Annotated in this window: 21 protein-coding genes and 2 pseudogenes; 9 read left to right on the forward strand and 14 right to left on the reverse strand. The window is 64.0% G+C overall.

Features of this window, described 5'->3' with window-relative positions; translation table 11 throughout:
* Positions 1-106: 106 nt before the first annotated feature.
* The 3 genes from A5732_RS01165 to A5732_RS01175 all read left to right on the forward strand — a co-directional run bounded on the left by A5732_RS01165 (position 107) and on the right by A5732_RS01175 (position 3,486).
* Positions 107-1,303 carry a cytochrome P450 gene (locus A5732_RS01165; protein WP_076100101.1) on the forward strand — a complete coding sequence of 399 codons (1,197 nt, stop codon included), beginning with the start codon at positions 107-109 and terminating at the stop codon, positions 1,301-1,303.
* A gap of 262 nt (positions 1,304-1,565) precedes the next feature.
* Positions 1,566-2,381 (forward strand): spirocyclase AveC family protein, encoded by an 816-nt coding sequence (locus A5732_RS01170; protein WP_253188974.1) that lies wholly within the window; start codon positions 1,566-1,568, stop codon positions 2,379-2,381.
* Between the two features lie 187 nt (positions 2,382-2,568).
* On the forward strand, positions 2,569-3,486 hold the full coding sequence (locus A5732_RS01175) for a dihydrodipicolinate reductase (RefSeq protein WP_076100239.1): 918 nt from the start codon (positions 2,569-2,571) through the stop codon (positions 3,484-3,486).
* Here the strand turns inward: A5732_RS01175 and A5732_RS01180 are convergent.
* Entirely contained in the window at positions 3,483-4,304 is an 822-nt protein-coding gene (locus A5732_RS01180; RefSeq protein WP_076100106.1) for a mycofactocin-coupled SDR family oxidoreductase, read from the reverse strand. The two genes, A5732_RS01175 and A5732_RS01180, sit on opposite strands and share 4 nt — an antisense overlap.
* Before the next feature lie 80 nt (positions 4,305-4,384).
* On the opposite strand from A5732_RS01180, the gene A5732_RS01185 reads away from it, so the two are divergent.
* On the forward strand, positions 4,385-5,167 hold the full coding sequence (locus A5732_RS01185) for an SDR family NAD(P)-dependent oxidoreductase (protein WP_076100109.1): 783 nt from the start codon (positions 4,385-4,387) through the stop codon (positions 5,165-5,167).
* Here A5732_RS01185 and A5732_RS01190 read toward each other — a convergent pair.
* From A5732_RS01190 to A5732_RS01205, 5 genes and pseudogenes are all read right to left on the reverse strand, one after another.
* Complete coding sequence (locus A5732_RS01190; protein WP_081395968.1) at positions 5,164-6,198, reverse strand: NAD(P)H-dependent amine dehydrogenase family protein; 1,035 nt, start codon at positions 6,196-6,198, stop codon at positions 5,164-5,166. The genes A5732_RS01185 and A5732_RS01190 overlap by 4 nt on opposite strands.
* Positions 6,199-6,268: 70 nt before the next feature.
* Positions 6,269-6,493, reverse strand: a pseudogene (locus A5732_RS27210) (SDR family NAD(P)-dependent oxidoreductase); the annotation flags it as partial.
* A gap of 5 nt (positions 6,494-6,498) precedes the next feature.
* A pseudogene (locus A5732_RS27215) lies at positions 6,499-6,609 on the reverse strand (SDR family NAD(P)-dependent oxidoreductase); the annotation flags it as partial.
* A gap of 127 nt (positions 6,610-6,736) precedes the next feature.
* A complete protein-coding gene (locus tag A5732_RS01200) occupies positions 6,737-7,513 on the reverse strand; it encodes an SDR family oxidoreductase (protein WP_076051060.1) in 777 nt (258 codons plus the stop codon).
* Positions 7,514-7,601: 88 nt separating this feature from the next.
* Positions 7,602-9,215 carry a class I adenylate-forming enzyme family protein gene (locus A5732_RS01205; protein WP_076051059.1) on the reverse strand — a complete coding sequence of 538 codons (1,614 nt, stop codon included), beginning with the start codon at positions 9,213-9,215 and terminating at the stop codon, positions 7,602-7,604.
* Between the two features lie 124 nt (positions 9,216-9,339).
* On the opposite strand from A5732_RS01205, the gene A5732_RS01210 reads away from it, so the two are divergent.
* The 3 genes from A5732_RS01210 to A5732_RS01220 all read left to right on the forward strand — a co-directional run bounded on the left by A5732_RS01210 (position 9,340) and on the right by A5732_RS01220 (position 12,389).
* On the forward strand, positions 9,340-9,870 hold the full coding sequence (locus A5732_RS01210) for a nuclear transport factor 2 family protein (protein ID WP_076100241.1): 531 nt from the start codon (positions 9,340-9,342) through the stop codon (positions 9,868-9,870).
* Positions 9,871-9,945: 75 nt separating this feature from the next.
* Positions 9,946-11,166 carry a CaiB/BaiF CoA transferase family protein gene (locus tag A5732_RS01215; RefSeq protein ID WP_076100117.1) on the forward strand — a complete coding sequence of 407 codons (1,221 nt, stop codon included), beginning with the start codon at positions 9,946-9,948 and terminating at the stop codon, positions 11,164-11,166.
* Complete coding sequence (locus tag A5732_RS01220; RefSeq protein ID WP_253188977.1) at positions 11,163-12,389, forward strand: cytochrome P450; 1,227 nt, start codon at positions 11,163-11,165, stop codon at positions 12,387-12,389. Before A5732_RS01215 ends, A5732_RS01220 begins: the two co-directional genes overlap by 4 nt.
* Here the strand turns inward: A5732_RS01220 and A5732_RS01225 are convergent.
* From A5732_RS01225 to A5732_RS01260, 8 genes are read right to left on the reverse strand one after another with little or no spacing between them, the layout of a single operon-like run.
* On the reverse strand, positions 12,386-12,988 hold the full coding sequence (locus A5732_RS01225) for a TetR/AcrR family transcriptional regulator (protein WP_065056740.1): 603 nt from the start codon (positions 12,986-12,988) through the stop codon (positions 12,386-12,388). The genes A5732_RS01220 and A5732_RS01225 overlap by 4 nt on opposite strands.
* A gap of 45 nt (positions 12,989-13,033) precedes the next feature.
* Positions 13,034-14,203 (reverse strand): lipid-transfer protein, encoded by a 1,170-nt coding sequence (locus tag A5732_RS01230; RefSeq protein WP_076051055.1) that lies wholly within the window; start codon positions 14,201-14,203, stop codon positions 13,034-13,036.
* A complete protein-coding gene (locus tag A5732_RS01235; RefSeq protein ID WP_065056738.1) occupies positions 14,200-14,652 on the reverse strand; it encodes a MaoC family dehydratase in 453 nt (150 codons plus the stop codon). The genes A5732_RS01230 and A5732_RS01235 overlap by 4 nt, the downstream gene beginning before the upstream one ends.
* Entirely contained in the window at positions 14,594-15,760 is a 1,167-nt protein-coding gene (locus A5732_RS01240) for an acyl-CoA dehydrogenase family protein (RefSeq protein ID WP_081395966.1), read from the reverse strand. Before A5732_RS01240 ends, A5732_RS01235 begins: the two co-directional genes overlap by 59 nt.
* Positions 15,761-15,781: 21 nt before the next feature.
* A complete protein-coding gene (locus tag A5732_RS01245; protein ID WP_065056736.1) occupies positions 15,782-16,195 on the reverse strand; it encodes a Zn-ribbon domain-containing OB-fold protein in 414 nt (137 codons plus the stop codon).
* On the reverse strand, positions 16,195-16,746 hold the full coding sequence (locus A5732_RS01250) for an FAS1-like dehydratase domain-containing protein (protein ID WP_065056735.1): 552 nt from the start codon (positions 16,744-16,746) through the stop codon (positions 16,195-16,197). Before A5732_RS01250 ends, A5732_RS01245 begins: the two co-directional genes overlap by 1 nt.
* 17 nt (positions 16,747-16,763) lie before the next feature.
* A complete protein-coding gene (locus A5732_RS01255; protein ID WP_076100122.1) occupies positions 16,764-17,945 on the reverse strand; it encodes an acyl-CoA dehydrogenase family protein in 1,182 nt (393 codons plus the stop codon).
* Positions 17,945-19,117: a cytochrome P450 gene (locus A5732_RS01260; RefSeq protein ID WP_076051052.1), complete on the reverse strand. Its 1,173-nt coding sequence runs from the start codon at positions 19,115-19,117 to the stop codon at positions 17,945-17,947. The genes A5732_RS01255 and A5732_RS01260 overlap by 1 nt, the downstream gene beginning before the upstream one ends.
* A gap of 278 nt (positions 19,118-19,395) precedes the next feature.
* Between A5732_RS01260 and A5732_RS01265 the strand changes: the two genes are divergently transcribed.
* Together A5732_RS01265 and A5732_RS01270 are read left to right on the forward strand one after the other, a co-directional pair.
* Positions 19,396-20,853, forward strand: coding sequence for an aldehyde dehydrogenase family protein (locus A5732_RS01265; RefSeq protein ID WP_076100243.1), 1,458 nt, complete (start codon positions 19,396-19,398; stop codon positions 20,851-20,853).
* Positions 20,850-23,213 (forward strand): CaiB/BaiF CoA transferase family protein, encoded by a 2,364-nt coding sequence (locus A5732_RS01270; protein ID WP_076100125.1) that lies wholly within the window; start codon positions 20,850-20,852, stop codon positions 23,211-23,213. Before A5732_RS01265 ends, A5732_RS01270 begins: the two co-directional genes overlap by 4 nt.
* Position 23,214: the final 1 nt, after the last annotated feature.

Genomic DNA, 23,214 nt, shown 5'->3' on the forward strand with positions numbered 1-23,214 from the left:
GGACGGGTGCTGGCTTTCAAGCATCGCTCCCTTCGATGGATCGGCAGTGATGATCCTAGTTGGCCAAAAATTCGCTACGGCAGCCGATAACGCCTATTCTCGTCGTGTGACCTACAGGGTGAAGGTTGATCCGTACTACGACCCTTTCGACTTCGAGATCGACGACGACCCGTATCCCGTGTGGAAACAGCTGCGTGATGTCGCGCCGCTCTACCACAACGACAAGTACGGCTTTTACGCGTTGAGTAGGCACGCAGATGTCGCGCGCGAGCTGGTGAATTGGAATGACTACCGGTCCGGTAAAGGCACGACCATCGACATCATCCTCAACGGAGTCGAGGTGCCTCCCGGGATCATCCTGTTCGAGGACCCGCCGATTCACGATGCGCACCGGCGATTGCTGTCAGGGGTGTTCACACCGCGGCGGATGGCGGCCATCGAACCGCTGGCCAGGGAGTTCTGCCGGCGCGCGCTGGAGCCCCTTGCGGACGCCGACACGTTCGACTTCATCGCCGACCTCGGCGCGTGGATGCCGATGCGCACGATCGGGTACCTGCTGGGCATACCTGAGGACAGGCAGATCGCGATCCGGCGGAACACCGACCGGCTCCTCGAATTGAAAGACGGCGGGCTCGTCCAGGTGGCCGACGACATGCTGACGCGTCAGGGATCGATGCTGGAGGAGTTCATCGACTGGCGCTACGACCACCCCTCCGATGATCTGATGACCGAACTGGTCAACGCCGAGGTCGAGGAACCGGACGGTAGCCGCAGGCGGTTGACCCGTGCGGAGGTGCTGACCTACACGGGCACTGTCGTGGGCGCCGGCAACGAGACCACGACGCGGTTGATCGGTTTCGCCGGACAGCTGTTGTCCGATCACCCCGACCAGCGCCGAGAGCTCGCAGCGGATTTCAGCCTCATTCCCGGGGCGGTTGAGGAAGTGCTGCGCTACGAGGCCCCGTCACCGGTGCAGGCGCGCCACGTGGCCCGTGACGTCGAACATTATGGGCAGGCGGTACCCGAGGGGTCGGTGATGTTGCTGCTCAACGGATCCGCGAACCGCGATGAACGCCAATTCGTCGACGCCGATCGATTCGACATCCACCGGCGGGCGGCACATCTGTCCTTCGGGCACGGCATTCACTTCTGCCTGGGTGCTGCGCTGGCGCGAGTTCAGGCACGCATTGCGCTTGAGGAAGTGCTCACCAGATGGCCCGACTGGGAAGTCGACTACCACAACGCCAAGCGCGCTCACACCACCAGCGTCCGCGGCTGGGCGAGCCTGCCAGTGCATGTCTGACATGACGAATACCGTTGACAGCAACCCAGATTCTCGCGCCACCGATGTGACCAGGCCTCGGTTCTCGCGATGGCCGGCGCGGGTGGGCTGGGGGCTGTTCATCGTCGCCTACCTCGTCTTCGCAATCATCACCATCGCGACAATTCAATCCGGTCTGCACGGTGACCCGACGAGGGCCAATCCGCGTCCGGGTCCTGCGCCCTATCCACCGTTCCTCGGCTTCGACAACTGGCCGCTCGCCGTGTCCATCAGCTCGGTTCCGATGGCGATCGGCCTGGTCGCCACGCTGGTATGGCTGTCCTATAGACAACGCAAGGTGCACTGGGCGGTGGTGATCGCCTTCGCCGGGTTGATCACCGGCGCGCTCGATCCTCTGGCCAACTGGGCAACGTTCGCGATCTTCGATCCGCGCATGCTGCACTTCCCGCTGACCTGGCCGTATGTCAACATATCGCCGAATCTCGAACCGGCGCTGGCGTTCCTGGGCGGCTATGCCGCCTACTATCTGCTCACCGGCCTCGCCATCCTCCAACTGCATGACCGAATCGTCGATCCGCTGATCCCGCGGACGAGTTGGCTTGCGCGCCATCGGCTTGTCTCGGTGTTCCTCGGCGCGGCCGTCATCGCAATTCCCATCAACGGGCTGGTTCAATTCACCTGGATGAGGTGCGGCATCTTCTTCTACACGGAAGCCGTCGGCCCCGTGCTGCGCCTGGGGCACGTCTATTTCCCACTGATCATGGCGGTGTACGACTCGTTCATCTTCGCGATGGTCGCGGTGATGTGCGTTCGCGACGAGGACGGCGAATTGGCGCTGATCGGCCGCATCGCGCGGCGGCTGCCTGTGGGGCGAGGCCGTCCGAAGCTGACGCTTACCCGACAGTTGTTGATCTCGGTGATGGTGGGCCTGGTGTCGTTCGCAGTGCCTCTGGCTGTGCTCGCGGGCTTGCGGGCGGCGGGATTGTCCAGGCCCGCCTACGACCAGAACCCTTATCCGAGCGTGAAAGTTTACGACCCATATGGCCATCTGCGGAACGCGGGCAAGCCGGGGCCGTTCTATCGAAACGCTAAGGGGTAATGAGACATTGACGTACGAGGGTAAGCGACGCTACCGGGTAGTCCACGTCGGTACTGGACTGACTGGCCGCGAGGCGTTGCGGGCAATCGTCGACGATCCGGTGCTGGAACTCGTGGGCGTCAGGGTGTCGACACCGGAGAAAGTCGGGGTGGATGCGGGTCAACTCTGCGGGACTGCCGATGTCGGTATAAGCGCAACCGACGACATATCAGCGGTCTTGGCGCTGGCTCCGGACTGTGTCGCCTACTGCGCGACGGCGGTCCGGCGCGAAGAGGATGCCATCGCCGACATCGCCCGCTACCTGGAGGCGGGCATCAACGTGGTGACGTTCGCGACGATCCCGTTGGTCTATCCTGCGGCAGCTCCCGCCGAATGGCGGCAGGCTTTGGAAGGCGCTGCGGCTAAGGGGAACTCGACGTTCTACGGCACCGGCAGTGAGCCGGGTTTCATCAGCCTAAACATCCCCACCGCTCTTCTCGCAGGCGCAGGTCGGGTCGACTCGTATCGAATGGACGAGTACGCGCTCGATCTGGACAAGGCGTATCCGATCTGGGACGTCCTGCACGAGTCGATGGGCTTCGGGAAGCCCGACGGTCATGTGCCGGTTCGCATCGCCTCGGGAAAGGTGAACAAGGACTGGGACACCGTGGTGTGCTACATCGCCGACATCCTCGGCTTCGAGCTCGACGGGATAGAACTGGATTGGGAGACGCTGCTTGCGCCCACAGATCTGGAGACGGCGCTAGGCGTCATCCCGGAGGGTACGATCTGCGCCCACCGTTGGCAACTCGCCGGAGTGGTCGGCACGAGACCGGTTGTCGCAGTTCAATACTTCGCGACAGTCAGCAGCACGCCCTGGCCGGACCGCTGGCCGAAGCCGGCCCGTGCGGGCGAAGGCGGCATGGTGTTCCGTGTCGAGGGCAGCCCCAGTATGAGCCTGGAGCTGCATCTCAAGCAGTCGACAACCGACCGGGTGAACCCAGGTGTGGCGGTCACGGCGATGGCCGCTGTCAACGCGATTCCAGCCGTCGTCGATGCCCCGCCCGGCGTGATTGCCAATCCGCTGTCGGGGCCCTCGATCGTGAGCCGGCAGTCGCGCACCTAGGTCCCGGTCACGCCGACGTCGACGGGAATGGCGGCAGCCGTGACGTACCGCGATTCGTCGGATGCCAGCCATGCCACCGCGCCGGCAACGTCCTCCGGCATCGTGACAGCGTTGGGAAGTAGCTGCTTGGAAAAGCCGCTCTGCAGAGCGGGATTCGAGCTCGCCGCGTCGGCCATCGCCTCCAGCATTCGACCGGTACCCATCGGGGTGGCGACCGATCCGGGGTGAAGGCTGTTCACCCGGATGTTGTGCTTGCCGAGTTCGGCTGCGAACGCGCGCGCAAGGCCGACGATTGCGTGCTTGCTGGCGGTGTAGGCGATCATGAATGGCTCCATCGTCAACCCCGCGGCGGAACCGATGAGAATGATCGACCCGCCCCGGCCGCCATTGATGATGTGCCCTGCACCCGCCATGACGGTATTCCACGTCCCGACCAGATTCACGTCGATGACGTCTTGGAAGTCGCGAGCGGTAACTTCATCCCACGGTGCGGGCACGCATACACCCGCATTGGCGACGATGACGTCGAGTCGTCCGAGCTCTGCAACAGCGTCTGCGACGGCCGTGCACATACCATCATGGTCGCGCGTGTCAACAATTGCAGTGATGGCTTGTCGACCATTGTCTTTGACCAAGTCGGCTGTCGCAGCCAGGTCCGCTGGGGTTGCTGAATCGTATGGGACGCTTGGTGGAAGCGGACCCGCAAGGTCGATGAGTATCACATCGGCGCCATCGGCGCTGAGCCGTTGCGCGTGGGCGCGTCCCTGGCCACGCGCCGCGCCCGTGATGAGGGCGACCCTGTCCGTCAACGCAGTCACACGCGTACGCTACACCAGCCGAGAATCATGATTAACGATTACAGAGAATCAATATTGCGGACGGTGATAGCGTGCGAACCATGGGCGTGCTAGACGGTCAGACCGCATTCATTCTGGGCGCATCGGCGGGAATCGCCCAGGCGAGCGCGAAGCTGTTGGCCGTTGACGGAGCCACGCTGTATCTGCTCGGCAGGTCTCAGTCCCGGCTGGAAGCTACCCGGGACGGGATTCTCGCCGTCGCACCCAACGCTGAAATCGTGATCCAGAAAGGCCATCCGGAAGACGAGGACATCGTCAGGCGGGCGGCGCAGTGGGCTTACGACGTGAAGAAGCGACTGAACATTGTCATTGGCACCGTCGCCGGCGGGGGTACCGGTCCGCTAGTCGAACAGGATCTTGCGACCTTCACCAACTTCGTCATGGGTAATCTCCGATCAAACTTCCTCGCGTTGCGCTATTCGGCACCGCTGATGACGGATGGCGGCTCGATCGTGTTCATCTCGTCGACGTCGTCCAAGATCCCGATGGAAGGCCTCGGACACTATTCCGCGGGCAAGGCCGCGCTCGAGATGCTCATCCGCGTCGCCGCGTCGGAACTCGGGCCGCGGGGTATTCGCGTCAACGCGGTGCGACCGGGGCTGACCGAAGCCGCAACCACCCAGGGGTACATCCACCTCGAGGAACTGACAAGCAGCTTCCTGGAACGTGTGCCCCTGGGCCGGCTAGGAGTGTCGGACGACATCGCCCCGGGCGTGCGCTACTTGGCCGGACCCGAATCCAGCTGGATGACGGGGCAGAGCTTCGCCATCGACGGCGGCAACGAGGTCCGCGGAGCACCCCGCGGACCGATGTTCACCGTCTAGCCGACGTCTATTGCGTTGAGCGGTGCGGTGATCGGCAGATCCAGCGACGTCACGATCCCCGGTGCGGCATCGACGACGTAGGGAATGGCGTTGACGACACGCATGGCCGTTGCCTCCATTGCGTTGTCGTTGGCCGACTCCGGCGTGTCCTCGGTGCCGAGCCTTAGGTCGCACTGCATATGAGGTTGGCCCTCGATGATGAGGCGGTATGTGCCGTTGCGTGCTGTCGCCCACTCCGGGGCCAGGTCGGGAGCCATGCGGTTGATGTGTTCGATAGTGATCACCGGCTGACCGTTGACCACGCCGGTGGTTTCGGCGCGGACGGCGCCAACTGTCCCGGCGGGAATGGTCCCGCACGCTACATGGAGATCACGCGGGGTGATCACGCGCTCGTAGGACTCGGTGACCTCGTCGAGCTCAACGCCGAGTGCCTTGGCGACCAAGCCGATGGGCGGCCCCCAGGCGAACTGCTGGGCACCCTCGAGTTCAAGCAGCGGAGTGAATTCCAGCGGCTTGCCGAATCCCATGGCAGTAACCATCAGGTCCTGATTCGGATACGCCGAGTAGTCGAAGATCTCCTGCGCGCGAATAGATCGGATCGTGTTCGACAGGGTTGTCAGTAACACCGCAAACTGGTCACCGGCGAAGCCCGGCTCGATACCCGAGGTGTAGATGGTCACCCCGCCCGACAAGGCCGCCTCGCGCACCTGGCTCGCGAGCTCGGGAATCCATCTGTCGGGGAACATCATTCCGGGTGTGTTGGTCGTGACCACGTTGAGCCCGCCGCCGAGCAGACGCACGTAGTCGCGGACCGCGGCGGCATCCATCTCGGCGCTGGCCGCACCGTAGACGACGCAATCGGGCTTTAACGCGATGATGTCGTCGAGGCCGTTGGTCGTCGTCACTCCGATCGGACCCAGCCCGACAATCTCGCCGACGTCGCGTCCTGTCTTCTCCGCGCTGTGCACCCAGACCCCGACCAGCTCGAGGTGCGGACGCCGCACTATCGCGCGTATTGCCAGGCTGCTGATCCAACCGGTGGAGATGACCGCTACCCGTAACGGCTTGGCCTTCATTGTCATTGCTCCTCGTCGCAACCTCTTACAGATCGGGGATGGGCAGTTCTGAGTTGGGTCCCTGCAGGCCCCCGTCGACGACGAACACCGAGTTGCTGGCGTAACAGTCGCGCGTCGACAAATACAGGGTCAGCCGGCCGAGGTCGGCGACATCGCCGATGCGGTGCAGCGGAGTGCGCTCTTTCAACATCTCCTCCGACCCCGGAAGCAGGTCGAAACTCGATTGCAGCCCCGTTGTCATGAATGCGCCCCGCACACCGTCGCGCCCGCCTCGGCGAGCACTTTGGCGATCCCTTCACCGACGCCGCGCCCCGCGCCGGTCACGATCGCCACCTGACCGGTTAATTCGAACTGTTCCAACGCCACACCGGGAACCTACCGGAGGGAGAATTATTCTTGCCAAAAAATGAGAATTTAGATTTCGAATCGCCTTGGGGTACCGGCATGACCCATGCGCCGTCGAAACCTAGGTCCACTGGTGCTCCCTCTCCGATCAGCTGCCGGTCAGAGCCGGCCGGCGCTTGATGATTCGGGGCGCGAGGTGCACGATCTCGCTGATCACCGTCGGGTTGGCGCGTGAAATGGCGATGAGGGAAAGCATGGCACTGGCTACGTCTTCGACCGTAGACATCTCGTCTGGAATCTGGCCTTCGTGTGCCCATGCCCGGTATAAATTCGCCAGCAGGTCGCGATCGGCTCCGCGGAGGATCTCGGTGTCACAGGTGGGGCCGACACTGACCCGGATCACGGCGAGATCGGGATGCTCGGCTCGCCAGGACCGCAGGATCTCGTCGAGTGCCGCCTTGCTCGCGTGGTAGGCGGCCACACCTGCGCGAGGCCGACCGACGTCGTGGCTCGACGCGACGATGACCACGGCGTCGTCGGCCAAATGCGGCAGTGCCGCGCGTAGTACGTGGGAGGCGCCGACGGCATTGACGGCGTACGCATGCAGCCAAGTCTCCACTTCAGTATCTTCGATCAGCGCGAACGGCACCACGGCGCTGGTGAACACGACCGCATCGAGCTTGCCGAATTTGCCCACGACGTCACCGACGACGGATTCGACGCCGCGGGGGTCGGACACGTCGAGCTCGTGCGACGATCCGTGCAGTTGATCGGCCAGTTTCGCGAGGAGGTCCAGCCGCCGCGCAGCGAGCGCCACGTTGGCGCCCCGGGCATGGGCGGCAACGGCCAATGCCTGTCCGATGCCCGACGATGCGCCGATGATCAACATCCGTGTCCCTGCAATGCTGGAGTCCCGGTCACTCATGAATCGCTCCCTTCGTGCCGTAGTCAAGGCAATTCTCGCATGTGAGAATGAGGATTCTCCGCAAGGGTCGGCTGCAGCCGGTTGACGTTCAGCGGCGCACCAGCAGTCCGCTGAGCTGCTGCGCCAGCTCTACCTTCTTGAGCTTTCCGGTCGCGGTGAACGGAAGATCCTGCTTTGAGGTAACCCAGATAAACTTCGGCACCTTGTATGCCGCAAGCCGGCCCCGCAGTTGCACCCGCAATGACTCGCCGTCGAGCGTCGAATCGCCGCACGGCACCACCGCCGCCGCGACCACCGTTCCGTCCTCCGGGCTCTCGGCACCGACCACATACGCTTCGAGCACGCCGTCGCAATCGGCAAGTGTCAGTTCTACTTCGCTCGGTGTGACGTTGGTTCCGCCGCCCGTCTTGATCAGGTCTCCCAACCGACCGGTGAATTTGATCCAGCCGTCGTCGTACTCGACGCCGCAATCACCGGTCCGGTAGTACCCGTTCGCGGTGAACACATCCTCGCGCTCCCGCTTGTAGAGGCGCTGCATCAATGAGTAACCGCGAACCCAGATCTCACCGCTCGTCCCGACCGGGACCGGTACACCGGTCTCGGGATCGACGAGGATGTGGCTGAGACCCTCGACCGAAAACCCTCCGGTCTCAGCTCGGTCCGGCGGCTGTGGCGGATAAGGGTCCACGCCGATGTGGTTGCCGCACAGTTCCGTCATTCCAAGGGCATTCGGCCCCTGGGGTCGCCGGTCCGGGGGCACCATCGCGGGCATGCTGGTGCGCTGCACCGAACTCAGGTCGCGCCCGGCGAAATCCGGATGCTCCGACAAAGACTTGCCCTGCTGTGGCCAACCGAGCGCGATCGTCGCGCGGTACCGTTCCATCAATTCCAACGCCTCTGCCGCATCAAACGCCGGCTGAGTGACAAGCGTTGCGCCGTGGTGAATCACGGCCTGCAATCCGGTGATCAACCCGCCCACCCAGAAAAACGGCATTGCGGTGAACAAGACGCTGTCGGCGGTGATGCCGTACTGGAAGGTGAGGTTATAGCTGTGGCGAACCAGGGTGCCCTGTGTGTGTACCGGCGCCTTCGGGTCACCAGTACTGCCCGAGGTGTAAATGATCATCGCCTCGTCCGCCGGGGTCACACAGGACTCGACTTCGAGAAGGAAGTCGGCGTCGATGCCTGCCGGTAGTTCTTTGTCCTCGAATGCCGTCGCCCAGGCCCGGTCACACGGTCCCCACACCCCGATCGTGCGCAGAAACGGCGTCTTGTGCAGGACGATGCGGCCCGGTTGACGCTGTTCGGCGAGCCCGGACAATGCCTCCTCAAGTCGTTCGGCGAAATCGTGGTTGAGGAAGGCAGACCACGCCAGGACCGCTTTCAGGTCAGCGTGACGGGCGGTCCAGGCGAGTTCGGACGCCTTGTAGAACGTGTTGAGCGGAACAGCGACGGCGCCGATGCGGGTCGCCGCGAACCAGGCGAGCGCCCATTCCACGCTGTTGGGCATCAGAATCCCGACGTGGTCTCCCTTTCCGATGCCCTCGGCGAGCAGTGCCATCGCCAACTGCGATGAACGCAGGTCGAGATCGACGTAGGTGAGCACATGTCCGTCGGCGATGAGGAATGGGTTGTCACCGAAACGCTCTGCGGACGATCTCACCAGGGCGGGGACCGTAGGCATGATCGTCGGGAAGGGCATGTGGTCGTCATCCTTCTACATGTTCATTGGGCCTCAACAGAATAGTTGCTTTCCGTCAAACGAGAACACCGGTTCTCGGTACTACTGTCGTCGAACTACACTGCAAACCATGGCGCCGGACCGTCTGGATCGGATCGAGTCCAGTTTGGCGATCAGTCAGCTGCCGAGTCGCTATGCCATGGCGCTGGACGCCCGCGACCTGGAGACACTAACGGCGCTTTTCGTCGACGATGTCGACGCCGGCCCGCAGGGCCGCGGCCGGGAGGCGTTGCAGCGCTGGTATGACCGGGTTCTGCGGCGGTTCTACCGCAGCATCCACCTGATCTGCGGGCACGAGTTCGACTTCGTCGACGCCGATCATGCGACGGGGTCGGTGTACTGTCGCGCGGAGCACGAGGAGGGTGACGGGTGGTACGTCATCACAATGCGCTACGACGACGTCTACGAACGACGCGATGGCCGGTGGTACTTCGTCAAGCGGCGTGAGCATCCGTGGTACTCCGTAGACGTGACCGAACGGCCCGGGCCGGAGTTCATCCGGTGGCCTTCGGACGTTCCGCTTCGCGCGGCCATGCCGCAGCGGATGCCGAGTTGGCGAGCGTTTTGGGAGAACGGAGATCCCGAGCAACCTGGGCGGCTCTCCCGGCGGCCCTAGCCCGTTTACAACGCAGAGCGAAAGTGACATTCTCATTTACGTAAATAGCAGTTATCGCGAGCTTGGGAGGGCGTCATTTCCGACGACAAGGTGCTCAGCGGAGTTCGTGTGCTGGAGGTCGCCGCGTGGACGTTCGTGCCCTCGGCCGGAGCGGTACTCGCGGAGTGGGGCGCAGAAGTCATCAAGGTCGAGCCGCGCGACGGCGGTGACCCCCAGCGCGGGCTGGTCACGATGGGAATCGTCGACGGGGGCGGCGGGTCGGTCAACTACATGATCGAAATCCCCAACCGGGGTAAGAAATCCATCGGGGTGGACCTGAGCACTCCTGGCGGTCAGGAAGTAGTGCGCGAGCTGGCCAAGACCTGCGACGTGTTCTTGACCAGTTACCTGCCGGAGCGCCGCAAGAAGCTCGGCATCGGCGTCGAGGACATCAAAGCGGCCAACCCGAGCATTGTTTATGTGCGGGGGTCGGGGCACGGGCCGAAGGGGCCGGATGCCGACAAGCCTGGCTATGACGGTGTGTCCTACTGGGCGCGTGGGGGAATCGCTAACGTTCTCACCGAGGACTCCGACGAGCTGGTGCGTTCGCGTCCCGCGTTCGGCGACCTGCTCGGCGGGATGACGATCGCGGGAGGGATCGCCGCCGCACTCTACAGAAAGGCAACGACTGGGAAGGGCTCGGTGGTCGACGTTTCCCTCCTCGGATTGGCCGCGTGGAACCTCAGCCCCGACGTCGCGGTGAGCCAGATACACGGTGGCAGCGCCATTCCCAAGTACGGCCACGCCGATTCACCCAACCCGCTGGTGGCCACCTACCGCACGAAAGACGACCGCTACGTTCAGCTGATGATGCTGCAACTCGACAAGTTCTACGCCGAGGCGATGCGGGTGATCGGTCTGCCCGAGTTGGTCGACGATCCGCGATTCGCCGATCCCGCATCCCGGTTCGAGAACCGAGTAAGTCTGGTCGCCCTGCTGGACGAGGCATTTGCCAAGCGCACGTTGGCCGACTGGCGCGAGTCTCTGGCGGCACTCTCAGGGGCATGGGGAATCGTGCAGACACCGGCCGAGCTTTGTCAGGACCCCGCCGTCGTCGCGAACGGCTACGTCGCGCACACCCAAACCGTCAGCGGAGTGCCATTTTCGTTGCCCACCAACCCCGTTCAATTCGATGGGCGGTCGGTTGTCCCGCCCGGAGCGCCCGAGCACGGCCAGCAGACTGAGGAAGTCCTGATGGATGCGGGCATCGACTGGGACACGATCACGAAGTACAAGGAATCCGGAGCGATCCTGTGAGCTCAGCGATCTCCATCGAATTCGACCCGTTCTCAACCGAATTCTTCAATGGGGCCTACGACACCTACCGACGGCTGCGCGACGAGGCACCCATCTATTACAACGCGAAGTGGGACTTCTGGGCGCTCACCCGGTACGACGATGTAGCACCCGCGACCAAAGACCACGAAACCTTCTCGTCGGCCAAGGGCGCGACGCTGGACATGGTCAAGGCCCATGACGACGCCATCCCGGTGCCGAAGGTGATCATCTCCATGGACCCACCGGAGCATCAGAAGATGCGCAGGCTTGTCAGCAATGTGTTCACCCCGCGGGCGATCGCCGCGTTGGAAGACATGGTGCGCGACAAAGTTTATGAGCGCATCGAGGCGCTGGATCCGGCGTCCTTCGACGTCGTCGCCGACTTCTCGGCCCTGTTCCCCAACGAGGTCATCACCACGATGCTCGGCGTGCCCAAACCGGACCGCGATCAGATCCGCGTTTGGCTGGATTTGCTCCTGGAGCGCCATCCCGGCGAGATCGCGACCACCAAGCGGGGATACCAGGCGTCGGTGAGCACCGGCCTGTATTACTACGACCTGGTGCAGCAGCGGCGGGCCCACCCCGAAGATGACATGATCAGCCGTTTGATCGAGACGGAGATCGAACGTGATGGCGTGGTGGAAAAGCTCACCGATGTCGACATTACGGGTTTCGCAACAATGCTCGGCGGGGCGGGTGCCGAAACGGTCACCAAGTTGGTGGGCAATGCGATCGTCGCGTTCGCCGACTTTCCCGACCAGTGGCGCAAGCTTCGCGACGACCGAAGCAAAATCCCGGCCGCGGTCGAGGAGTTGCTGCGCTACGAGGCTCCCTCTCAATATCAGGTGCGGACCGCCACGCGGGACGTAACGTACTACGGGACAACCATTCCGGCCGGGGCTGCGGTGCTACTCGTCACAGGTTCGGCGACACGCGACGAGCGCATGTTCGACGACCCCGACCGGTTGGACATCGATCGAGACCGCAAGATGGGTTTCAACCTTGCGTTCGGCTACGGCATACACAGTTGCCTCGGTGCGGCGCTGGCTCGCATGGAGAGTCGCATCGCGCTCGACGCGTTGTTGGACCTGCTTCCCGAGTACGAAGTCGACCGCGACGGGCTACAGCGGGTGGCAATGGCGAATGTCTGCGGTTGGTCACACGTTCCCGTGCGGCGGGGTTGGCTGAGGCCTGCCGTTTAGCGCCGGCGCGCGCCGCCGTCGACGAATCCTTTCACGACATAGGCCCGCACGAAGTCGGCCACCGCGTCGTCGTCGCGCATATCGATCGTCGGCGACGGAGTCGTGAACAGCGAGAATAGGATTCGAGCAAACCACTCGGTCGCAGTGGGGATGTCGAGATCACTTCGGACCTCGCCGGTCAACCTGGCAGCCGATACGTACGGCGCCAGGAACTCGGTGCATTCCTTGAGGAGCATTGCGGCGTTCTTGGTCATCATCAGGCTGACTTCCGCCTCGTCGAAGTACGCTTCCGGCTCGACGACGCGCCGTGCCTGGCTCACGAAGACGGCGGCCTCCACGAGCCGGCCCTCCAGGGTGCTACCGCCGCGACGGTCGATCGCCTTGGCCATGTTGCGGTAGAACCGCTGCGATGCCGCCTCGGCGCAGGCTTCGACGATCGTCTCCTTGTCCCGGAAGTATTCGTAGAACGTGCTGCGGGACACGTCGGCAGCCCGCGCAATGTCGACGATGGTCGTCTTGGCCAGGCTCTGGGTCCGAAAGCAGGCGAAGGCCGCCGCGATGATGGCAGCGCGGGTGTCAGTCGCGGTCGCTTGCGTCATGGAGGACCCCTTTCTAGCTTCCGATGAGAGTAGCGGTGCTGCGACTCAGCGGTCGGGCGAGAGGATCAGCCCGCTGGTCGGGACGCCGGTGCCCGACGTGACCAGGACGTGTTCGACGCGGTCGACTTGGTTGTAGGACGTGCCGCGCACCTGTCGCACTCCCTCCGTGATCCCGTTCATCCCGTGGATGTAGGCTTCGCCGAGCAGGCCGCCGTTGGTGTTGATCGGCATCCGTCCGCCCAACGACAGTTCGTCGATCGACACGAAATCCTTGGCCTCGCCCCGTCCGCAGAAGCCGAGTTCTTCGAGTTGGGTGAACACGAACGGTGTGAAGTGGTCGTAGAGGAACGCCGTCGAGATGTCATCCGGTTTCAGTCCGGAGTCGCGCCACAGCTTTTTGCCGACCACGCCCATTTCTGGTAGCCCGGTGATTTCTTCGCGGTAGTAACTCGTCATCACCTCGCCGTCGTAGGCCGCGCCTTGTGCGGCCGCGGTGATGACGGCGGGCGGGTTGGGCAGATCCCGTGCCCGTTCGACGCTGGTCACCACCATCGCGACGCCGCCGTCGCTTTCCTGGCAGCAATCGAGTAGACGCAGCACCGGTTCGATGATCCAGCGTGATTCCTGGTGCTGCTCAAGGGATATCGGCTTACCATAGAACCAGGCGTCCGGATTGGTGGCGGCATGTTTGCGGTCGATGACCGAGATCTTGCCGAAGTCGGCGTTGGTGACGCCGTAGGTCGACATGTATCGCTGAGCGTGCAGGGCGACCCACGCGGCCGGTGTCATGAACCCGAAGGGGGCGTACGGGGCCATCCACAACGGCGTCACACCGGGTTGGCGTCCAGCGCCGCCGAAACGGAAGCCGGAGCGCTCGTTGAACGCTCGGTAACACACCACGGCCTCTGCGGCACCGGTTGCGACGGCCATCGCGGCCTGCATCACGGTGCCCGCCGCCGCTCCGCCGCCGTGCGGCACCCTGGTGAAGAACGAGAGGTTCTCGATGCCGACGTTGCGGGCGACTTCGATCTCCTCGTTCTCGTCGACGGTGAACGTCACCATCCCGTCGATATCGCGGGGACGCAGGCCCGCATCGTCGATGGCCGCCTTGACCGCCTCGCAGGCAAGCTGCATTTCGGTGCGGCCAGACTCCTTGGAGAACTCGGTCTGGCCGACACCGGCGAGAGCGGTTTGCCCGCCGATGCCCGCGCTCACGCATCGACCCCGTCGAGGAGGCTGAGCACCGCGGTGCCGGAGACATGTGCTCCGAGGCTGTTGGTGCCCTTGAACGTGACCTCGATCAAGCCCTCGCCGTCGGCCGACGACTTGTCGGTGACGCTGCCTTCGAATCGCAGCGGGTCGTTCGGGTAGGCCGGGACGCCCAGGCGAACGGAAAGTTTCTTGACCATCGCCTCGGGTCCGGCCCAGTCGTGCAGAAACTTCACGCATAGCCCGTTGGTGGTCAGTATGTTGAGGAAAATGTCCTTGGAGCCTTGGGAATTGGCGAAGTCGCGGTCGTGGTGCACCGGCATGTAGTCACGTGAGGCGATGGCGCCCGCGACGATCAGCGTGGTGGTCACGGGCACATCCATCGGTGTGACCTCGTCACCGACATTGACGGTGTTCCACGCCAAGGTCGTGGTGCGCTTGATGGTGGAGGTCATTTGCCGCTTCCTTCCGGTATGCGTTGCCGAGCCGGGCCAACTGCTGTGATGCCGACCCGAGTGCGAGTTCGTTCTGCTTGGCCCACAGGAAATAACGGGACAGCGGGTAGGTGATGTCGATTCCCATGCCGCCGTGCACTTGCTGGGCCGAGGAGGCGACGCGGGCGCCTGCCTCGGCGGCCCAGAACTTGGCGATGCCGGCCTCTCGATCGGCCGGTCGTCCTTGGGCGATCAACCATGCCGCGTGCCACGTGGTCCACCGGATGGCTTCGACGTCGATGAAAGCGTCGGCGAGACGCTGCTGGACAGCCTGGAAGGATCCAATGGGGCGGCCGAACTGTTCGCGCTCGCTGGTGTACTTGGCGGCTAGTTTCAAAGCCCGTTCCACAACGCCGATTTGGAGCGCACACAAGCCGACGAGGGCGCGGGTGTAGAGCGAGCCGACTATGTTCCCGGCGTCGTGCTCAGTTAGCCGGCGGCCGATCACGCCGGTCAAGTCCACATCGGCATGGGGCTCACCATTGGTGGTGGGCACGGGTGTGATACTCACGCCATCGGTTCCGGTGTCGACGATGAATAGGCCAGGACCGTCCTCGGTCTGCGCCGACACGACGATGGCCGCCGCGAGTTGCGCCGCGGGAACGAGTTCCTTGCTGCCGTCGAGCCGCCACGTGTCGCCGTCGGATCTTGCGGTGGTGCGCGGTGTAGCCGGGTCGGAGTTGCCCCGCTCGACGAGCGCCGCGGTGAGGATCGTGCTGCCGTCGACCACACCGGGCAGATACCGTCGCTGCAACACGGAATCGCCGTGCCGGGCAAGGGTGTCCGCGCCGAGAACGAGTGTCGGGTAGACGGGTACCGGCGCGACACTGAACCCGACCTCGCTGAGCAGCACACCCAACTCGAGGAATCCGCCGCCGCTGCCGCCCACGGATTCGGGCAGTGCGATGCCGAGCAGGTCCGCTGATGCGAGTTCGGCCCACAGTCCGGCGTCGTAGCGCACGTCGCCGGCCTCCAGCTCGGTCAGATGCTCGGGCGTGGCGCGGTGCTCGAACAGCTGGCGCGCGACCTTTCCGACTGTCTCTTGTTCTTCGGTGAACGTGAAATCCATTGTTTTCGCTTTACCTTCTCCTCAGCCGGCGGGCCGGAATTGGTGCAGCACCAACTCGTCGCCACTCGGCAGCGCTTCGAATGTCTCGAAAAAGACCTCGACGTGCATGCCGACCTCGATCGCGGCGGGATCGATGTCGCAGAGGTTCGACACGATGCGGACACCCTCGTCGAGCTCGATGAGCGCGACGACGTAGGGGTACTGGAGGAACGGCAGCGGCGGATATTGCGGCATCACAAAGCTGTACACCGTGCCGCGACCCGACGCCACGACGTAGTCCCATTTCAACGACTGGCACGTGCCGCACATCGGTCGTGGCGGGACGCGCAACGTCTGACAGTCCGCGCAACGCTGGATGCGAAGTTCGTTGTCTTTCAGGCCCGACCAGAAGAACTCGGTGTCGGGACTAATGGAGGGTGCGAGTCTGCTGGCCATCAGCTTCCCGTCTTGAATCGCAGCGTGCGGAACCACTGGCGGCCGATGACTTCATCATTCTGATCGCGGTAGGTGGTCACCCAGGTGACGAAGAAGCCGTTGCCCATCGCCGTCTTCTTCTCGTCTGAGATCGAGTCGAACACAGTCTCGGCGGTGATCTGGTCACCGACCCGGGGATAACGTTCGATTTCGAACTCGGAGTTCGTCGCGATGATGCCGGTGTAGCCGGCGTCGGACAGGAACTGCAGCGGGTTGCTCTTGATCTCGATCGGCACACCGCCGCGCTCGCGAATGCCCGCCAGCTTCGGTGGGGGCATCGTCCAGCTCTGCAGCATCACCGGCGGCGAGACCAAACCGCCGTGGCGAGAGTTGCTGGCGAACTCCTCGTCGAGATACGCCGGGTTCATGTCGTCCAACGCATGCGCCCAGTGCCGGATCATCGCGGCGTTCACCGGATCCGGCGCGCGGGCGGGTCTGCCGACCCCGTCGGTGGGCGTGCCGATCAACGCGTCCAGGCGCTGGCGCAGTTCGTCTTTGGTCATTTCGGTCATAGATGTCGACACTCCTTTCAGGAGGCTCGCATGTCGCGGGGTGCGCGTGGCATTCCGAGACCGGCCATCGCGATGATGTCGCGTTGCAGTTCGTTGGCGCCGCCGCCGAAGGTGTTGATGACGGCGAATCGGTAGGCACTCTCCAGTTCGCCCTGGAGCGGAGCCGACGTTTCCTTGCGCAGGCCGGCTTGGCCCACCACGTCGAGCAGCTCGCGGGCCACCTGCTGGGTGAGCTCGGTGCCGAAAACCTTTGCGGCGGAAGCCTCGCCCATGCCCAGACCACCCGAGCTCATGTTCGTGTTCACGCGCAGGTTGAGCAATCGGTAGGCCGCGACCTGTGCCTCCACCCGTGCCAATGCCTGTTGGACCCAGGGCTGGTCGATGACGAACCCGTCGTCGAATTCCGTGGTCTTGGCCCATTCCAGCGTCTTGCTGAAGAGCGGCTCCAGCGCACCGAGATTGCCGAGTGCGGCGCGCTCGAGGTTCAGCTGGTTGGTGACCAGCTTCCAGCCCTGGTTCTCGCCGAGGACGATGGCGTTCTCCGGAACGCGCACATCGTCGTAGAAGGTGTAGTAGGTCGAGACACCGGGCATCGTATGCAGTGGTTTCCAGGAGAATCCGGCGGAGTCGGTGGGCACGATGAATACCGTGATGCCCTTGTGCTTCTTGGCTTCCGGATCGGTGCGGGCCGCCAGCCAGATGTAGTCGGCGAATTCCGCGCCGCTGGTGAACATTTTTGAGCCGTTGATCACGAATTCGTCGCCGTCGCGCACCGCGCTGGTCCGCAATGAGGCCAGATCGCTTCCCGCGCCGGGCTCGGAGTAACCGATCGCGAAATCGACGGTGCCCTTGAGGATCGCGGGAAGGAACTTCTGCTTCTGCTCCTCGGTCCCGTACTGAATAAGCGTGGGGCCGACCGTGTTCAGCGTGATCATCGGCAGTGGCGCATGGACTCGGCGTGCTTCCTCACCGAAGATGTACTGCTCGAGCGCAGTCAGCCCGCTGCCGCCGTACTCGACCGGCCATGCGACGCCAAGCAACCCGGCCTCGCCGAGCGCCCGCCGACATTCGGTCACCGCGGCCCCGCCCTCCATCAAGCCTGTGACCGCCTTGCGGCGTTCGGGGGTCATCACGGCTTCGAGGCGTTGGCGGTAGTCCTTTCGAAGCTGCTCCTGTTCGGGGGTGTAGTCGAAATCCATCAGACACCGGCTCCCATCCGTACCGGCATGCGCTTGACGCCTGGCACCATCGTGGCGCGCAGCCGCGTCACATCGCCGGTCAGTTCGATGCTCGGATAGGTGCCCAGCAGCACCTCGAACATCACCCTGGCCTCCAGCCGTGCCAGTTGCGCGCCCAGACACGCGTGTTCGCCAGCGCCGAAGGCTATGTGTGGGTTCGGGTTTCGGGTGATGTCGAACTCCTCGCTGGTGGGGCCGAAGATCTCCTCGTCGCGGTTGGCCGCACCGTAGAGCATGACCACCGTTTCACCGGCCTTGATCTGCTGGCCGCGGATCTCGACGTCCTCGGTGGCTTCGCGCGCCATGTGGGTTACCGGGCTGGTGAACCGCAGCATCTCTTCGACGGCCAGCGGCAAAAGCTCGGGCTTCGAGCGGAGTAAGGCGAATTGATCGGGGTTGTCCAGCAGCGCCAGCGTGCCCAGCGCGATCAGGTTGCGTGTCGTCTCGTTGCCGGCGACCAGCAGCAGGAAGGAGAAATTGAGCAGGTCCGCATCGGTCAGGCGCTCGCCGTCGACCTCGGCGGCCGCGAGGATGGACAGCAGGTCGTCTTGCCCGGTGACCTTGCCGGAACGCCGCGCGTCGATCAGTTTGGTGAAGTACTCGTAGAGCTCGCCAAGTGCCACCATGTTGTCCAGTTCGATGTCGGGATCGGCGGTACCCACCGCCGCGTCCGACCATGCCCGGAACTGTTCCCAGTCCTCAGCCGGCGCGCCGAGCATCTCCGCGATCATCCGGGTCGGAAGCGGCGCGGCAATCTCCTCGGCGAACTCGTACACCCGTGCCGGGTCGACGTCGTCGAGAATCCCCTTGACGATCTCGCGCACCTTGGGTTCCAGCAACGTGACCTGGCGTCGGGTGAACCCCGAGTTGATCAGCTTGCGCAGCTGCCGGTGCCGTGGCGGATCGGTGAAGATCAGGTTTCCCTCCTGCACCGGGCTCGGCATGGCGGGATCCGGGATCGAGATGCCCCGCGTCGACGTGAACGTCATCGGGTGGCCGGAGACCTGGCGGATGTCCTCGTACTTGGTCAGGGCCCAAAAGTTCGTGACGTCGTTCCAGACGACCGGCATGCTGTTGCGCAGCTCCCGATAGCCCGGATACGGGTCACCGGCGTAGAAGTCCGGAGAGTGCAAAGGCAGCGTGGACGTTGGTCTGGAGGTGGAGTCAGCGGGCACTGCGGGCCTTCCTCGGCACAAGGGAAATCGGACAGTTAATCCAGGAATGTCCGGTGATGCTGTGTCTACAGACAAGCAGCGCAAATGTCAATCATCGTTCGCCCAGTTAAATGGCAACAGCGTTGACGCCAGTGCATCTTCAGGTGTACATAATTGAAGAATTGTCGGACATGTTCGCATCGGCATCGGGCGACACCGTACAGTTCGGCGACCAACCGGGAAGGTCCAGTGATGTGATGGCCGAGTCGAGCCTGGTCGACAGCTATGGCGTCTATATCGATGGCAACTGGGTCGAACCGGACACCGGCCGATATGACGTCACCAACCCGGCGACAGAGCAGGTCATTGCCTCGGCGCCGGACGCCGGCGTCGCGCAGGTCGAGCACGCCATCGGTGCGGCGCGTGCCGCCTTCGATTCCGGGCCGTGGCCCATGGTCGATCCGGCCGAGAGATCGCGTTGTCTCCAACAGCTCAGCGACGCGCTGCTCGCCCGCGCCGAGGAAATCTATGCGCTGGCGCAGGCCGAGTGGGGATGTACAGCAAACGAGCGGCTGATCCATGTGGAGGGGCCCGCGTTCATGGTCGGCCATGCCGCGGAACTGGCGGTCGAACCGGCTGAGGCGCCCATGGACGCGTGGGGAGCGGCGGGAACCACCCTGTTGCGCTACGAGCCACTCGGTGTGGTCGCGGCGATGACGCCGTGGAATTTCCCGCACACGCTGAACGTGATGAAGCTGGGTGCCGCGCTGGCCGCGGGCAATACGCTTGTCCTCAAGCCCTCGCCGCTGACACCGCTGGCCGGTCTCGCGCTGGCGCGCCTCATCGACGAGGAGACCGACATTCCACCGGGCGTGGTCAACGTCGTCACCCCGAGCAGTGTGGAGGCCAGCAGGATCTTGACCATCGATCCCCGGGTCGACATGGTGACCTTCACCGGAAGTTCGGCCGTCGGTCGCGATGTGATGGCCGGCGCCGCAACCTCGATGAAACGGATCCTGCTCGAGTGCGGCGGCAAATCGGCGAGCATTCTGCTCGACGATGTCGACCTGACCGACGAACTGTTCGAGCGCCTCCTCTTCGAAGGGTGCACGATGCACGCGGGGCAGGCGTGCATCCTGAACAGTCGCCTGGTGGTCCCGGACACGCTGCACGATGAGGTCGTCGATCGGCTCGCCGAGCTGGCTCGCAACGTCACCGTCGGAGACCCCACCGACGAGGCGACCGGCATGGGGCCGCTGATCAGTCGTCAACACCTGGAGCGGGTCGAAGGTTTCGTCCGCCAGGCCGAAAGCGACGGCGCGAAGATTGTCGCCGGCGGTGGACGGCCGGAGGGGCTCGATCGCGGTTTCTATTTTGCGCCAACGGTTTTGACCGATGCCACCGCCGAGTCGTTTATCGCGCAGGAGGAGGTGTTCGGCCCGGTGTTGACGGTGCTTCGTTACCGCAACGACGACGAAGCGGTCGGCATCGCAAACGATTCGGCCTACGGACTCGGTGGCGCGATCTGGGGCACCGACATCGAGCGTGCGGTCGGACTTGCGCGACGGATCAGGACCGGTCAGATCTCGATCAACGGCACGATACCCGGCGACGCGCCGTTCGGCGGTTTCAAGCAGAGCGGGATCGGCCGCGAGGGTGGCGTGATGGGGCTGCGGGCGTACATGGAACCGAAGGCGATCGGAGTGCCCGCGTGACCGGATCCCTGTCGGGGCTGCGGGTCGTCGAAGTCGGTACCGACATTGCGGCACCGTACTGCACCAAATTGCTCCTCGATCTCGGCGCCGACGTGTACAAGGTCGAGTCGCCGGCGGGGGATCCGCTGCGAAGCTGGGGCTCATTGAGTGGACTCTTCGAGTATTTGAACGCCGGAAAGCGCGGGCTGACAATCGATCTCGAATCACATCCCGATGCGCTGTCTGACGTCATCGCTCACGCGGATGTGGTAGTCGAGGATCTGCCGGCCGGATCGACCGACAGGTTGAACTGGGGACTCGATCGCAAAGCGCTCCAACGCGTCAACCCGAACCTCGTTATCGTCCGCATCGCCGACTACGGCCAGGAGGGCCCACGCCGTAATCGCCCGTCGACGTCGCTGACCCTGCAGGCCGCGGCGGGGTGGGTCAACACTCGCGAACTCGGCCGGGCGCCGGTACAGGCCGGCGTCCGTATCCCCGAGTACATCGCCGGCAGCTACGCCGCGCTCGGGGCCCTGACGGCCCTGCGGGTCGCGGATGCCGGTCTTGATCGGGTGATCGAGGTCGATGTCTCGACGTTCGAGTCACTCTTGTCAACCTTGGCGTATCCGATGCTGATGGCCGAACGTTTGAAAAGCCTTGGTCTTCCGGCGAATTCAAAGGCGGGCCCGATGCTCGGCATCGTGCGTGCCGCCGACGGCTGGATCGGGATCAACTGCTTGACCGGCCAGCACTGGCTGGACGTCTGCGCGATGGTAGGGCTGCCGGAATTCGGAGAGCATCAGATAGCCATCATGCTGGGCGGGCCCGAACGCGAGGAGTTCTTCGCGAAGGCGCAGCCCTGGCTCGATTCGATGACCGTGGCCGATCTGGTCGAGTTGAGCCAGGCGATGCGAATCCCCGCGGCGCCGGTCAACGACGGAGCCTCCATCCTCGACTGTCCCCAGTACCGCGAGCGGGGATTCTTCATCGAAAGCGAAGCGGGAGGCCAACGTTTCCTCCGACCGGGCGCTCCGTTCAGGTTGGCCCGCACGCCGGTTGAGCCACCGAAACCTGCGCCGCGGCTCGGCGATCGAGCGGCAGCTTCATCGCACGATCGACGGACGAAGCCGGCCGCATCCGCAGTTGACGATGTGACACTGCCATTCGCAGATCTCAAGGTTTTCGACCTGAGCACATTCTGGTCCGGCGCCTACCTCACCTGCTATCTGGGTGCTTTCGGCGCCGATGTCGTCAAGGTCGAGTCGATCCAACGTCCGGACGGTCACCGATATTCGGGCTCGCTGCTGCGCAGCACCGATGACTGGTACGAGATTGGACCGATGTGGCAGGGCACCAACCTCAACAAGCGCGATATCACCTTGAATCTCGGCACCGAAGCCGGCCGCGAATTGGCCCTCAAGCTGGCCGCCGAGGCAGACGTCGTGGTGGAGAACTTCTCGCCGCGCGTGGTGGAGCAGTTCGGTTTGGACTACGCCTCGCTGGTGAAGGTGAATCCGGACGTCATCATGGTCCGCATGCCGGGGCTCGGGCTCGAAGGTCCGTGGCGCGACTACGTCGGGTGGGCACTGAACTTCGAGCAGATATCGGGGATGTCGGCGGCCACCGGTTACCCCGACGGTCCGCCGTGCAACCTACAAGGGCCTGCCGATCCGATCGTCGGTGTACACGCGACCGTCGCACTGCTGGCCGCGCTCGAGCACAAGCGCAGAACCGGTGAAGGCCAACTGATCGAGGTCGCACAGATCGAGGTCGGTGCCGCGGTGACTGCCGAGCCGGTCATCGAATACTCGCTCACGGGACGGGCGTACGAGCGGGAAGGCAACCGCCACCGGTTCTACGCGCAAGGCGTCTACGCGGCCAGTGACGACGATGAGTGGGTGGCCATCTCGGTGCGTGACGACTCGGATTGGGCCGCCGTCGTCGATGTGATCGGCCGGCCCGAATTGCTTAACGACCCGCGGTTCGCCTCACCGCAGGCACGGCTGCACAACCACGACGCGTTCGACGACATTCTTTCCGGATGGACGACGGGCCGACCGCCCGACGAGATCGCCGAGGCGCTCCTTCGCCGTGGTGTGCCCGCGGAGCGGATCCTCACTTCGGACCGCATGTATGACGTCGACCAGCTCGAGGCGCGCGGTTTCTACGAGGAGCTCGAGCATCGGCTCGCTGGGCGACAGAGGTTCCCGGGCTGGCCGTTTCGGATCACGCCGGGACCGCTTCGGCATCACCGCGCACCATCGCCGACGCTCGGTCAGCACAACGCTGAGGTGCTTGCCGCTGTGGGATTGTCAGAAGACGAGCTGACGAAGCTGCGCGACGATCAGGTTATCGGCGAACGGCTGCTGAACGCGTAGG

It is taken from the genome of Mycobacterium colombiense (assembly GCF_001953985.1).
Lineage (GTDB): Bacteria > Actinomycetota > Actinomycetes > Mycobacteriales > Mycobacteriaceae > Mycobacterium > Mycobacterium colombiense_B.